The organism is Dictyobacter alpinus (assembly GCF_003967575.1).
Taxonomy (GTDB): domain Bacteria; phylum Chloroflexota; class Ktedonobacteria; order Ktedonobacterales; family Ktedonobacteraceae; genus Dictyobacter; species Dictyobacter alpinus.
In genome coordinates, this window is record NZ_BIFT01000002.1 from 1809769 (window position 1) to 1823160 (window position 13392).

Genomic DNA, 13392 nt, shown 5'->3' on the forward strand with positions numbered 1-13392 from the left:
GATGCATATCTCTTTCAAAGGATTTGATAAACAAAATAAAATCACTCTACCTCTTATACAACAAAAGTTTCATTGGGACAAGTCACGATCAGAGTTTGCCCCGAAAAGATCACTGATATCATCTCATCAGTAATGACAAGCATTAAAAAAAGGAGTTACCTCATGTTTCCAGCAGTAAGTGGCAGTAATCTAGCGGGTCGTAAATTTACTATTCCAGCTGATTTAGAGAAAGAGCGGAATCTGTTGATCGTCGCATTTAAAGAACGGCAACAGGATGATGTGGATACCTGGATGCCACCTGTTAAGCACCTGGCACAAAAGTATTCAGATCTTGCTTACTATGAATTACCTACTATTACCAATCTTAATCCACTTTTCCGCTGGTGGATCGACAACGGCATGCGCTCCGGGATACCTGATAGGGCGGCACGAGCCACGACAATTACGCTCTATCTAGATAAACAAGCCTTTAAGCAGGCACTCAATCTTCCAGATGAAGAGCGTATCTATCTGTTTGTGGTGACAGCAGCTGGCGAAATCCTCTGGCGCGGTGAGGGTCCATGGAGCCAGGACAAAGCCGCCGAACTGGAAGCGCTTCTGCTCCAAACAGCGCCAGCTAGTAAACAAGGGACAGCAGAAAAATAGGATCCCTCCTCTCTTCAGAATACACGTCTATAAGGCATTTTTCTGAAGAGAGAGTATGCCTTTTTCAAGGGCAACCGCAACGGCTGAGGCACGTGAGTCAACGCCAAGCTTGTAGTAAATACTAGCTAAATGGGATTTCACCGTTGGTTCGCTAATACCTAAATGGACGGCGATCTCTTTATTGCGCTCACCATGAGCAACACAATCTAATACTTCTCGTTCACGTTCGGTCAGGATAGCAGCCTCTTGCAACTGAACGGGAGTAGTACCTTGCGGTGGCAGACAGCTAAGTGTCAATAAATGTACAACGTTGCTGTGTGAGAGCAGTGTATACCCATGGGCTGCGGCATGGATAGCATGAATGAGTACGGCCCGTTCGGTCTGCAGAGTTAGATAAGCCAGCACACCTGCGTGTAAGATACGCTTCAGGTGCTCCTCGGGCTCGTGGGCAGTAAAAACCAGGATCGCAACCTGTGGCCACTCGCCGCGAATCATTTCAAGTGCTCGTACTCCATCTTGATGTGGCATATGTGGATCAATTAACAATACATCCGGCTGGCATTCACCTACCAGACGCAATGTTTCAGGGATACTATGCGCACTTCCAATCAGCTCAATCTCAGGGTTGCCAGCCAACATACTTCTTAAACCAGCATGAACAACATGGGAAGTGTTGGCAATGAGCAGGTGGATCTTTTTTTGCTTCAGGTGTTCCATCGCTCTTCCTCTAACAATCTTTTTTTTCTTCTATTATTCTACTGCTATTATAACAAAAATCATTGAGGTAAAACCATCAAACAGCGGGATGGTAACCACAGAGCAGGAAAGATCATACAAAGTATGAGAACAAGCATCGTCCGTTTAGAGGATGCCAAACCAGCCAGATGGATGATGGGATTTTCTGCCATGCACCAGTAAACTATAGATAGAAGAAATAAGAAACAGAAAAAACGAGGAAAAGACTCGTAAGAAAGATGGAGGAAGCCACTATGTTGAATTTTCAAATGCTTGCAGTTGGACTGGCAATTGGACTAGGCGGGATTGGAGCCGGTCTGGCGATGGGGCTCGCTAATGGAAAAGCCTATGAGGCCCTCGGACGCAATCCAGAAGCCGCTCCCGCCATTCGTCTCAACTTCTTACTCGGCCTGGTCTTTGCTGAAACAATCGCGGTCTATTCTCTGGTAATCGCGATACTACTACTGTTCAAGTAATTCCACGCACGTATACTTGTATCTCATGAAAAAATATACTAGTTTTTTCAGAAAACAATTTGCATGAGCTAAAAAGCAGAATCAGTTATAACCAATTCTGCTTTCTTTCTCATGCAAATGGACATATGTATCTATAACAGGTTGCAAGGAACCGATCCATAACGCTATTTACAACTTCGATGGATGGTTAGCAATAAAGTTACGCTCTTTGACTTGTTGGGGAACGACACTCTCCTCATAACCATCTTGTGGCTCAAGAAAGTCAGCTTCTTCTTCAGAGCGGGGCAAAATCAGATATTCGTAGAAGCAGGCAGCTAGGACAGCACCAACGATTGGGCCGATCCAGTAGACAAACTGGTTGGCCCAGATGCCGCTGGCCAGGGCTGGACCAAAGGCGCGAGCAGGATTCATGGCACCGCCAGTTAACACTCCGCCACCAAGAATATTGACCATCACGGTCAGTCCAATAGCCATGCCACCAATTTTAGGTACACGGATATCCACGGCAGTGCCATAAATTGTGAGCATCAAGAAGAAGGTTAAGAGCGCTTCTACTGAAATACCGGCGCCCACGGATATCCCAGTAGAGAGTCCGGGTGTTCCTAACAGAGATGATTTCCAGACATTGGTAGGGAACACAATACGTAGCAAGAAAGCTCCAAGAATAGCGCCTGCAAGTTGCGCGGCAATATAACAGAGGGCCAGAACAGGCTTGATGCGCCTGGCAATCAGAAAAGCGATGGTGACCGCGGGATTAAAATGTCCACCAGAGGTAACGCCAAAAATTGTGATCAAGATACCAAGGGCCAGACCGTGGGCCGCCGCAATGCCAACCAATCCCACCACCCCTTGTGTCCAGGTGTTGGCTAGAATTGAACCGGCACCAATAAAAATAAATAAGAAACATCCAATGCATTCAGCAACGACAGCACTCATGTCCTTGCGTTCGACGACAATACGCCGCTTTGTTGTTGGTAGGCTTTTCGTGAGCGCTGCATCTTCAACAGGACTCAACTCATTATCAATATACTCATCATGTACGCGATCATCCATTAAATAATCCCTTCTCCATATCTCCAGCTACAACTGAAAAGATACTTCAATGCCTGCTTGCAAATCACCAGAATTTTGCTTCTGCTGATCTGCAATAGCGTTAAATACCTTTCCACTATTAATTACAGTATAATAAGTATCCAAAAATGCGAAAGAATCTTTCAATCGTTTGCCATATATAGAAAGAAGAGAGTAAATATACATAATCTCTTTTTTCATAGGTTGGAGTCTGCATATTCGAGAGTGTTCAGCTATCAAACGAAAGCAAGGGGCATTTCAACTTAAGAACACCAGAGCGTGAGATTTGAGACATTTTTCTCCAGGTGGTATGCTTCAAGAACAAGGATTTTTGAAACGCTACATATCTATGCCTTCGTAGCTTAAGAGGGAGATAGTGTGTAACAAAAATCTTCCTCATAGTGCTCGTGTAGTAGAGAGGAATTTATACCATGGGAAAGCATCCCTTAAAACTTGGATATAAAGCATCGGCGGAACAGTTTGGTCCACGTGAATTGCTGGACTATACGGTTGAGGCTGAGAATGCTGGTTTTGATAGTGTCTGGATCAGTGACCATTTTCAGCCATGGCGGCATACCAATGGTCACGCACCGCAGGCATTGGTATGGTTAGGAGCAGCTGGAGAGCGCACGAAACGTGTCGAGCTCGGTACCAGTGTATTGACACCCACGTTCCGCTACCAGCCTGCCATTATCGCTCAGGCCTTTGGCACGCTCGGTGTCCTCTATCCTGATCGAGTGATTCTCGGCATTGGTTCCGGTGAATCACTTAATGAGGTAGCGGTCACTGCCGCAGACTTCCCAGAGCCTAAAGAACGCCTGGCGCGCTTGCGCGAATCGGTGGCCTTGATCAAGCAACTCTGGACTGAAGATCTGGTCAATTTCGACGGCCAATATTATAAGACCAAGAATGCCACCATTTATGATAAGCCCAAAAAACCTGTCCCCATTTATATTGGAGCAGGTGGACCAGTTGCTGCCAAGTTTGCTGGTCGTGCTGGTGATGGCTTTATCTGTACCTCTGGCAAAGGCGATGAACTCTATCGCGACAAGTTGTTGCCAGCGGTAGAAGAGGGAGCCAAAGCGGCCAATAAAAATCCAGATGATATTGAGCGCACCATCGAAATCAAAGTCGCCTTTGATACGAATCGTGAACACGCTCTGGCCGATACGCGCATCTGGTCAGCACTCGCACTACCAGCCGAGGACAAAGTTAACATCCATGATGCCCGTGAAATGGAGCGCAGGGCCGAAGATGTGGCCGATCAGGCTCACCGCCGTTGGCTCGTCTCATCTGATCCAGAGGAGCATATCGAGCAGATCCGTCCATACATCGAGCTTGGTTTCACCCATCTGATTTTCCATTATCCAGGCGATGATCAGTCTCGCTTCCTGCAACTCTATTCAAAGGAAATCTTGCCACGCCTGCGTAGCCGCTGGGGCTAAATATATTCTGCGCTAACCGGCAAAGGGACGCGTCCATGATCTATAATAAGGGATCTGGATGCGTCTCTTTACGTTTGATATGCAGGCTACACTTGCGTTATATAGAACAAGAGAACAGCAAGGAGATTTTTTGATAAAGTGCCAATACCACAAAAGGCGATTGTTATTCACAGTCCAGCTTCAGGAAAATCTAGCCGCCTGGCGGAAGCGACCAATGGACTGCGCACGGCAGGCCTAGAAATTGTTGAAACATTTCCCATTAGTGCCCTTGATAAATTGCCACCACAGGGTCGATGCTGGCAAGAGCGCGGTATTGATCTGGTAGTTGCGGCGGGCGGTGATGGCCTGATTGGTGGTGTGACCTCGCATATCGTCTCCAGTTCCTTACCGATGGGTATTTTGCCACTCGGCACAGCTAATGATGTTGCCCGCACCGTTGGTATTCCTATGGATATTCCAAAAGCGGTGGCAGTCATTGCCAGCGGCAAAGCCATGAGTATGGATATTGGGATTGCAGAGCCAGCCGAGCAGGAACCCCATCATCTTGCGGATAGCAATCCTACTAATGCAGACCATCCGCATAGTTATTTTGTCCACGCCCTGACCATTGGCTTGAACGTAAAGTTTGCCAAGTTTGCAACAGATAAGAAGATGCGTAAAAAATTTGGGAATCTGACCTATGCGGCCGCAGTTGCCAGAGCACTACAAAGTTACACGCCTATCGATGTCGAGTTGCGCTTTGAAGGATTGGCGCTCTATGAGCACGAAGTTAATGGCAAACCAATAGGCAAGCCAAAGGTTCTAGACAAACCCATTACAATCCATAGTAAGATTGCCCAGGTCGCGATTGTCAACTCCCCTGTTTTCTGGGGAGCCTTGGAAGCGACTGTTCCGGGAGTGGACCTGAATGACCGTCTGCTCGATATTGTGGTTATCGAGGATAACCGGTTGGAACATCTTATTTTCAAAATCCTGCGCTTTTTTGGACGCAGGAACGCGCAGAAAGCCAATCCGGAAAGATGGTATGCACAGTTTCCAGAACTTCTGGCTGCCGAGCGAACCAATATTGCAGGTATCCACCATGTACAAGCCCAGGGCATTATCATTTACGCAAAAGACAAGCGCACCGATGTTACCCTGGATGGTGAGGTCCGTGGCGTAACACCCATGCATGCACACGTGGCAAATGAACGCTTAAAGATTATTGTTCCAGCTTAGTGTACTCTTCTCATACCCCTATTTGTCTGGCAAGCAAAAATCGCTAAACGCGTTCAGGTCTGGCGCTCGCTCGCTGAAACATGTTGAAAATGTAAAAGTGATTCACCAAGGGCGCGATAATACTGCATTTTTTGTCGATAACGCACCTGGCGCCGTACGATATATAATCCAAGCGAGCAAAAACTGGCAAATATAAGCACACAGATACCTGCTCCGCATATATACCGCAGGAAGGTATTGAATGTGTGTATTGGCAACGATTCCACCAAATTACCCTCCCCTTACAATAATCATATTTTCGTTTTCCATAGGACGAGCGAAAAAAGGAATCTCCACAACATCCCCGGCCAGATAAGATGAGGCTTTTCTCTGGTCGGAAAATGTATAAGAAAAACAGCTATGTCCAGATGCCAGCATTTCCAGGCACGCCAACCAATGCAAGGATATTTCTAAGGGTAGTGCTTTGCGCCGTGCCAGAAAGAGGTCACACAGATATTCAATAGTAATCAACGTATCCCGCACATTTCTGGTTGGACATATGGTTTGTATAGCATAGGAATATACTTTATCAACCACGATATCTAGCGCAATAGATTGCGCATAGCTATCCCGTTGGTGTTTTAAAGTGTAAGATGAACGCTCTAAACTGGTGGGTGACGTCGCCATCACTTCAGGAATTGGGGTCGTAAAAATTTCCTGCAGAGTATCTCTAGGAGGTTGAAAGAGAACTGGAACAACTTCGGTTTCTCGTTCAAAAGTGTCATGCATTGATTTACCTGCAACAGGTAGGTAGACGGTATCAATATCTGTCACGTCGTTTGGTTGTCGCATAAAGATATCCACAAATCCTCCCCCCACATAACAAAAACAGGCCACTGTGTACCATCTTAAAACAGGACAATCCAACAAAAAAAACAGCTCAAATCCAACAAAGATTTACAATACGCTTAGTTGCATGTATAAATTCAACAATCAAAGGTGCGCTTCACAATAGACTTACATTTCATAGTGGAAGCTCAACCACTTCTCAGAATACAACAGAGCACACTAATACATTGGATGCATATTTTTAATATTGCTATTCTACGCCGGATTAAGATTTGTTTTTCTTATTATACGGGATGTATGCACTCAACTCAAGGAAAAAGAGGATTTGAGGTTAAGAGTTAGGATAAAAGTACTTTCTTGCTTACCTACTGCTCATCAGAATATGAGGAGATAATAGCGGCTCGGGCAGGATCAGAGGGCCGATTGCCCTCTGTACGCCTGCTCTGGCTCATGATCGGCTTTTATTGCTGTATGCCCAATGAGAGCTTCTAACAAAACTTTCAGTGGGCTATTTTATGGCGGAGCAAGAGCTTAACGGCGAGACGCTGCACTGACACGCCGATGTTCACGTTCACGGTCATCATCCCGATCACGATCGCGGTCACGGTCCCTATCGCGAGCATTATCATTATCGCGCGTTTTGCGATTAGGCTGATAATTACGGCTACGTTTACGATTACGACTTTGGTTTTTTCGCTTACCTTCACCAAAGAGGGCATAGATGACATTGAGAACGACAATAATGAGTAGCAAGGCGAGAAAACCACCAAGCAATAAAATCCAGTTATTCATAAACAACTACTTCCTCCTTGAATAAATAGTTGGAGCAAAACCAAATGGCATTCACACTCACGCACAGATTCTTGTGGATGCTTTTTATACTACTATTCTTTGATAGACGTACTGCTAATACGATTATCAAATGTGCGAGATTCACGCATCACCCCTGCAGCCATCACGTCCTACACACAAAAGATCAACAGCAGCAATTCAATATACATGTCTCTTATACTAATCTTTTTGTCAATAAGAACGCTGGTACTCGCAACTGAGATCCTTGACATTTTTCGTAGCAAAAAGTATAGTTTGACTGTACTTATTTAATGTTCATTAAGTAAATTTCATAGTCTCAGGTAAATAACACATGATTTTTGATGAGGAAAGCGCTCACATAGATAAGCGCCAGGCCGAACGAGATCCAGAAACTCAGCGTCGTATTCTGGGGGTCGCGGAACGACTCTTCCTTGACAAAGGCTTCAAGGGTGTATCCATGAAGGATATCGCTGATGAAGTTCAGGTGACAGCCGCAGCGCTCTATTACTACTTTCCACATGGCAAGCAAGAGCTTTTCATGAGTATGGTTAAACAATCGATGGATACCTGGGCTAAACAAACCATGGAAGCCGTTTCTCAAGTTGATGGAACCCGTGCCAAGTTGATTGGTGTGGCCGAGGCATTTTTATCACGCCGCTTCAGCAACTTCTTTGCATTGATGCGAGATGTTGAAGAATTTTGCCGCGATAAACCTCATAAAGGCGAGTTGTTTCGACAAAATCGGAAACATCGACAATACCTACAAGATATCTTTCAACAAGGTATAGATAGTGGTGAGTTGAGATCGGAAATACCTGCTACGACATATATGGCTATGTTCGAAGGAATCATGCTGGGAACACAGTTCAAACGACACTTCCAGCCTGAAGAGGAAACGAGCATAACTGAAACGGTCAGCACGACCGCTGAGACGATCGTAAGTTGTTTATTAGATGGGATTACTAGAAAGCCAGAATGAGATTTTGACTTTCTGTATATACTACCCTGTTGCCCTGTTGTACACATCCTTATAGTATTAACTTAATAAACGTTTAATAAGTGGATCTATTTAGGGATTTTTTGATTTTATAATTGTCCGGAAGGAGCACGTGGTATGTCCTTTTTATCAAGGATTAGCCTTGCGAATAAAAGTATCGTCGCCCTGATCACTATTGCGATTCTGATCTTTGGTGGCATTACAATTCCATCAATCAAGCAGGAGCTATTTCCTTCTATCTCGTTTCCCACAGTGTCGGTAGTTACCGTCTATCAGGGTGCCTCACCCTCAATTGTGGAGACCGATGTCACGAATCCGCTTGAGCAAAATTTCCAGGGTATAGCGGGCGTCCAGACGTTGACCTCTTCTTCAAATGAAGGAAGTTCCCTCATTTCCGTTTCATTTGATTATGGAACCGATCTGGATAAAGCTCGTCAGACCCTGTCGCAGCGTATCTCACAGGCTCAATCGAGTCTACCAAGCAATGTCACTCCACAGGTTCAATCTTTCAGCATCGGCGATCTACCTATTATTCAATTGGCAGTCACATCTGATGCGGATGCTCAGACGCTTGCCACTCAGTTGAAGCAAGAGGTTGTGCCAAGTCTGGAGCGCATCGATGGTGTTGGAACTGTCAATGTAACTGGCGTGCGCAACCAGATCGTCAATATCACACTGGATCCTGCCAAACTAAAGAGCAGCGGTATCAGTTCCAGCCAGGTCCAACAGGCTTTACTGGCTAATAACCTCTCGATACCAGCTGGTGATGTCACGGCCGATGGCAAAACTGTCCCCATCAAAGTGGGCAACACACTAAAATCACTGGATGATCTTAATAATTTGATCGTTGGCTCAAAAAGTGCTGCGGCCAGTACTCCTGGTGCTGGTGGCGCTGGAGCAACTGGCGGTGCGGGTACTACTCCTGGCGCTGGTGGCGCTGGAGCAGCTGGCGGTGCGGGTAGTACTCCTGGCGCTGGCGGCGCTGGCAGCTTTCCGGGTGCCGGTGGTGCTGGGTCGACTGGTAGCACAGGCAGTTTCCCTGGTGCTGGTAGCGCTAGCGCTGGAGCAGGTGCGGCCATACCTACCGCAGCTCCCACGCCAGTCAAACTAAAAGATGTTGCCAAAGTTGAAGAGGTACTGGCTCCTTCGACCTCATTGACACGAACCAATGGCAAACCCAGCCTGGGACTGTCGGTTGTTAAAACTTCAAATGGCAATACCGTGTCCATCTCAAATGCGGTACACGATCAGATCTCAGATCTCAAAAACAAGCTGGGACATAATGCCAACATCTCAGTCATTTCGGATCAGGCCCCTTCGATCTCCAAGTCAATTCAGGATCTGACCCGTGAAGGTCTGATTGGTGCGGCATTCGCCATCATTGTGATCCTGATCTTCCTGCTCTCAATTCGTTCAACGCTGGTTACAGCTATCTCGATTCCACTCTCGATCGTGATTGCCTTGATCGGTATCTATCTCGGCAACTACACGTTGAATATTCTGACCCTGGGCGGTTTGACGATCGCCATTGGACGTGTGGTGGATGACTCGATCGTTGTACTGGAAAACATCTATCGGCATCTACAACAGGGTGAGAGTAAAGATAAAGCCATTCCGCTGGCGGTACGCGAAGTTTCGGGTGCGGTCACGGCTTCAACCCTGACAACCGTTGCCGTCTTTTTGCCGATCGCGTTTACGGGAGGCATTGTTGGCGAGCTATTCCGCTCGTTCTCGGTCGCCGTTACCGTTGCGCTATTGGCCTCACTGTTTGTTGCCTTGACGATTATCCCGGTTCTGGCCTACTGGTTCCTGAAGGCGCCTAAACCTGGTAAAGAAATCAAAACCGAGAAAGTCTCCTTCCTGGAGCGCGGCTACACAGTACTGGTACGTTGGGTTACCGGACGTGCCTGGAAGCGGGCCGTGACCCTGGTTATCGCCCTGGTTATCCTGGTAATTACCCTGGGACTGACGACACGGCTACAAACCAATCTGTTTGGTTCTTCGGGACAAAACACCTATTCGGTCTCAATGGCATTACCGCCTGCTACCAGCCTGGATACAACGGATGCAGCCGCTAAAAAGGTGGAGGATTCGTTAAAGAATCTGCCACACCTCAAAACATCCCAGACGATTGTGGGCTCAGGTGGCCTTTTTGCTAGCTTCACCGGCGGCGGTGGTACCAATACAGCTACCTTCTCACTGGTCGCGGATGACAATGCTGACCAGGCTGCCTTTGAAAAGAATTTGCGCAACAAGCTGGCTGACCTGAAAAGTGTAGCCACGTTGACCCTCTCATCTGGCGGCGGTGGCTTCAGCAGCTCTAACTTAGAGGTGGATGTGAAAGCATCCGATGATAAGACGCTGCATGATGCTGCTCAACAGGTAAAAGATGAAGTATCCAAAATCTCTGGCCTGACCGATGTCGCCAGTAACCTCGCGGACGCGGTACCTCAGATTGAGGTGAATGTGGATCCCCAAAAAGCCGCGAAGTATGGTATGACGGCGGCCCAGGTGGCTCAGAATATGCGCTCAATCTACAGTGGTACGGCTGCTGTTACCAAGATCACGATGGACGGAACGCAGCGCGATGTTAATATCTACGTTGGCACTCCAGCTACAACCGTCGAGAAGATTCGTGATCTGAACATTCCTACCCTCACTGGTAGCGCCAAACTTGGTGATATGGCAACCGTCCAGAGCGTAAATGGTCCAACCAAGATTACCCATATCGATGGTACGCGAACAGCGTCAATCAATGCTACGATTACCGACACCAACGTTGGAGCTGTGAGCAGCAATGTTCAACAGCGTCTCTCGAAGCTTACACTGCCAAATGGAGCCACTTATTCACTGGGTGGTGTAACCTCACAGCAGTCAGATACCTTTAGAAACTTGCTGCTAGCAATGGCTGTAGCCATCATGCTGGTCTACTGTATTATGGTTGCTACCTTCCGTAGTCTGTTGCAACCATTAATCCTGTTGATCTCTATTCCATTTGCAGCTACCGGCTCATTTGTCCTGCTACTGATCACCAAAACGCCATTAGGTGCTGCGGCCTTGATTGGTTTCTTGATGCTCGTAGGTATCGTCGTCACCAATGCCATCGTGCTCCTTGACCTGGTACGGCAATATCGTGAGCAAGGAATGAATGCGCAGGAAGCGGTCGTTGAGGGCGGACGCCATCGCTTACGCCCAATTCTGATGACGGCCATTGCTACGATTCTGGCCCTGATGCCGTTGGCCCTGGGCTTTGGTGGCTCAGGTGGCTTCATCTCACAGCCGCTGGCAATCGTCGTAATTGGTGGTCTTACCACCTCTACTATCCTGACGCTCTTGCTGGTCCCAACACTGTATGTGATCGTCGAAAGTATTCGTGGACGTTCAGGTTCAAAGCCTGTACAAACAATCGATGAACCACAAACAACAGAAGACCCGGCTCCAGCTCCAGCGCTCTAATGGAGTAATCCAGCCACAAAGCAGGCAGGCAGGTCATAATGATCTACCTGCCTGCTTTATGTGTTGAAGGTTTATTTATCCGTGTCTGATTGACGTAACAGCGAACGTACCTGCATCAATGTGATCCCGAGTTGATTCCTGCCGCTACCATCCCGACCGATACCCCAGTAGTAATCACCAGGAGCATCCTCAATAATCTCTTCATCGCCGGTCGCCAGCAACAGTTCCTTCAGGGCTATATGGGTTTTAAATTTATGCAGAACAGCCTGTAACATGATCTCATCTTTGACTTCTTCCCAATCTGAGCGCAGAGGTCGCCTCCGGTCACGTCCAAACTCCGCCGCCATTTTGGGCGTCTGTGCCTTGAGGATAACAAGCTCATGTTCGGTACCAGCAAACTTTTGTGCCTGGAAATAGTGTTCACTGGTTGGCCACCATTTTCCATCCACTTTAAAACCATGACTGGAGAAATTGGAAAAGCAACCATACGGCTCTTCACGTGTACTATAAAAGTAAATAGCCATAGCTGAATATCTACCTTTCTAATGAGTATAGATGGATAAATTAGTTTTTCTTTATTTCGACCGAACCAATATTTGCATGCATGCGTACGTGGGCGCGTGGAGCATTGCCAATAACGTTACTGCCAAATTGATTATCAAAGGAACCAATAGTGGTTGCGGTCTGTACTTCAAAATTCGTTGTGGCAGGCAGCAGGAGCTCTACACTACCAATATTCGTTTTATAATCGTAGACGCCAGCGGGATCAAGCTGGGCGGCGATTTTAACGGAGCCAATGTTGGAAGCGATGCTGGACTTTTTGCGCAGGAACAGGTTGCGAGCATAAATGGAGCCAATATTTTGCTTGATGCGCAACTGCCCATCAATACCATCGAGTAACATTGAACCTACATTTTGATGCGTCTCAAGATCACAATTAGCCGGAACCAGAATATCCAGATCTACATTTCCGAGCGTAGCGCTACTACCACTCGGTTGCTTATGGACCGCATTAACGGTCACGCGATCTCCCTCCTGAATATAGACCAGGCTAAGATCTTCGGCCCTGGAAAAACGTCCCTGGGTTCGTCTGGTAGCTCTGACCACTATATTGTGCGCCTCACCACGGTGAATATTGACGCTTCCAAGCGGATTATGCACAACCAGGCTAGCCATGTCTTGCACAGAAAATGAACGTACTGGCTCTTCAATGACGCGTTTTTTGCCGGTAAAAAGCCAGAAAAGTACACCTGCAATGGCGACAATGATGAGTGGTGACAATGCTCCTTCACTGGTGGCAAAAGAGGATGCAAAGAGCACACCAATGCAGATACCCACGATCAGATAGATCCATTTCTCATTTTTGTTAGCTTGTTCAGGACGCAATTTCTCGCCCATAGTCTGCGCGCTACCAGCATATCCACCTTCATAGCTCTGCTCAAATGGATCAGATGCAGAGACAAGCGGCTCCTGCCACGCTTGCTCAGATGAACTCTGTTCGCGTGGATCAGCATTTAATGCACGCGGCTCATACGTTTCTTCTACTACTACCTGTTTCGATTGTTCTTCAGAAGGATAAAGCATCGATTCTTGCTCACTCATGATCGGCACCTTTAAAAATGATAAAGACATTTTACACTTGCAATACATGCTGTACATTATAATAACACAACAATATTACGGATAAAAACGCATAGCTTGAGATAGA

The 13392-nt window shown here is 47.0% G+C and carries 13 protein-coding genes; 6 read left to right on the plus strand and 7 right to left on the minus strand.

What is annotated here, in order from left to right:
- The first annotated feature begins 162 nt into the window (after positions 1–162).
- Complete coding sequence (locus EL633_RS29825) at positions 163–645, plus strand: hypothetical protein (protein ID WP_126630871.1); 483 nt, start codon at positions 163–165, stop codon at positions 643–645.
- A 27-nt stretch (positions 646–672) separates the two neighbouring features.
- Here EL633_RS29825 and EL633_RS29830 read toward each other — a convergent pair whose 3' ends face one another.
- Positions 673–1362, minus strand: a complete 690-nt coding sequence (locus tag EL633_RS29830) for a response regulator transcription factor (RefSeq protein ID WP_126630872.1) — start codon at positions 1360–1362, stop codon at positions 673–675.
- Between the two features lie 272 nt (positions 1363–1634).
- Between EL633_RS29830 and EL633_RS29835 the strand changes: the two genes are divergently transcribed.
- Complete coding sequence (locus tag EL633_RS29835) at positions 1635–1856, plus strand: ATP synthase subunit C-like protein (protein WP_246039292.1); 222 nt, start codon at positions 1635–1637, stop codon at positions 1854–1856.
- Between the two features lie 168 nt (positions 1857–2024).
- On the opposite strand, the gene EL633_RS29840 is transcribed toward EL633_RS29835, so the two are convergent.
- Positions 2025–2909, minus strand: coding sequence for an MIP/aquaporin family protein (locus tag EL633_RS29840; protein WP_126630873.1), 885 nt, complete (start codon positions 2907–2909; stop codon positions 2025–2027).
- Positions 2910–2936: 27 nt separating this feature from the next.
- Positions 2937–3128: a hypothetical protein gene (locus tag EL633_RS29845; protein WP_126630874.1), complete on the minus strand. Its 192-nt coding sequence runs from the start codon at positions 3126–3128 to the stop codon at positions 2937–2939.
- Between the two features lie 230 nt (positions 3129–3358).
- Between EL633_RS29845 and fgd the strand changes: the two genes are divergently transcribed.
- Both fgd and EL633_RS29855 read left to right on the plus strand, forming a co-directional pair.
- Positions 3359–4372, plus strand: a complete 1014-nt coding sequence (fgd, locus tag EL633_RS29850; protein WP_126630875.1) for a glucose-6-phosphate dehydrogenase (coenzyme-F420) — start codon at positions 3359–3361, stop codon at positions 4370–4372.
- A gap of 138 nt (positions 4373–4510) precedes the next feature.
- The gene (locus EL633_RS29855; protein WP_126630876.1) at positions 4511–5590 is read left to right on the plus strand and encodes a diacylglycerol/lipid kinase family protein; all 1080 of its coding nucleotides are present in this window, start codon (positions 4511–4513) and stop codon (positions 5588–5590) included.
- 270 nt (positions 5591–5860) lie between these two features.
- On the opposite strand, the gene EL633_RS29860 is transcribed toward EL633_RS29855, so the two are convergent.
- Positions 5861–6433 carry a hypothetical protein gene (locus EL633_RS29860; RefSeq protein ID WP_126630877.1) on the minus strand — a complete coding sequence of 191 codons (573 nt, stop codon included), beginning with the start codon at positions 6431–6433 and terminating at the stop codon, positions 5861–5863.
- Between the two features lie 516 nt (positions 6434–6949).
- Complete coding sequence (locus EL633_RS29865; protein WP_126630878.1) at positions 6950–7210, minus strand: DUF4834 family protein; 261 nt, start codon at positions 7208–7210, stop codon at positions 6950–6952.
- 352 nt (positions 7211–7562) lie between these two features.
- Here EL633_RS29865 and EL633_RS29870 point away from each other — a divergent pair, with 352 nt between their 5' ends.
- Together EL633_RS29870 and EL633_RS37375 are read left to right on the plus strand one after the other, a co-directional pair.
- On the plus strand, positions 7563–8210 hold the full coding sequence (locus EL633_RS29870; protein ID WP_126630879.1) for a TetR/AcrR family transcriptional regulator: 648 nt from the start codon (positions 7563–7565) through the stop codon (positions 8208–8210).
- A gap of 135 nt (positions 8211–8345) precedes the next feature.
- Positions 8346–11684 carry an efflux RND transporter permease subunit gene (locus EL633_RS37375; RefSeq protein ID WP_246039293.1) on the plus strand — a complete coding sequence of 1113 codons (3339 nt, stop codon included), beginning with the start codon at positions 8346–8348 and terminating at the stop codon, positions 11682–11684.
- A 71-nt stretch (positions 11685–11755) separates the two neighbouring features.
- Here EL633_RS37375 and ybiA read toward each other — a convergent pair whose 3' ends face one another.
- Positions 11756–12208, minus strand: coding sequence for a riboflavin biosynthesis intermediates N-glycosidase (gene ybiA, locus EL633_RS29890; RefSeq protein ID WP_126630880.1), 453 nt, complete (start codon positions 12206–12208; stop codon positions 11756–11758).
- Between the two features lie 40 nt (positions 12209–12248).
- Complete coding sequence (locus EL633_RS29895; protein WP_126630881.1) at positions 12249–13286, minus strand: DUF4097 family beta strand repeat-containing protein; 1038 nt, start codon at positions 13284–13286, stop codon at positions 12249–12251.
- Positions 13287–13392: the final 106 nt, after the last annotated feature.

What these genes read in the sequence shown, in the direction of transcription:
- EL633_RS29825 (WP_126630871.1), top strand. Translation starts at nt 163, where the DNA reads ATGTTTCCAGCAGTAAGTGGCAGTAATCTAGCGGGTCGTAAATTTACT.
- EL633_RS29830 (WP_126630872.1), bottom strand. Translation starts at nt 1,362, where the DNA reads ATGGAACACCTGAAGCAAAAAAAGATCCACCTGCTCATTGCCAACACT.
- EL633_RS29835 (WP_246039292.1), top strand. Translation starts at nt 1,635, where the DNA reads ATGTTGAATTTTCAAATGCTTGCAGTTGGACTGGCAATTGGACTAGGC.
- EL633_RS29840 (WP_126630873.1), bottom strand. Translation starts at nt 2,909, where the DNA reads ATGGATGATCGCGTACATGATGAGTATATTGATAATGAGTTGAGTCCT.
- EL633_RS29845 (WP_126630874.1), bottom strand. Translation starts at nt 3,128, where the DNA reads ATGAAAAAAGAGATTATGTATATTTACTCTCTTCTTTCTATATATGGC.
- fgd (WP_126630875.1), top strand. Translation starts at nt 3,359, where the DNA reads ATGGGAAAGCATCCCTTAAAACTTGGATATAAAGCATCGGCGGAACAG.
- EL633_RS29865 (WP_126630878.1), bottom strand. Translation starts at nt 7,210, where the DNA reads ATGAATAACTGGATTTTATTGCTTGGTGGTTTTCTCGCCTTGCTACTC.
- EL633_RS29870 (WP_126630879.1), top strand. Translation starts at nt 7,563, where the DNA reads ATGATTTTTGATGAGGAAAGCGCTCACATAGATAAGCGCCAGGCCGAA.
- EL633_RS37375 (WP_246039293.1), top strand. Translation starts at nt 8,346, where the DNA reads ATGTCCTTTTTATCAAGGATTAGCCTTGCGAATAAAAGTATCGTCGCC.
- ybiA (WP_126630880.1), bottom strand. Translation starts at nt 12,208, where the DNA reads ATGGCTATTTACTTTTATAGTACACGTGAAGAGCCGTATGGTTGCTTT.
- EL633_RS29895 (WP_126630881.1), bottom strand. Translation starts at nt 13,286, where the DNA reads ATGAGTGAGCAAGAATCGATGCTTTATCCTTCTGAAGAACAATCGAAA.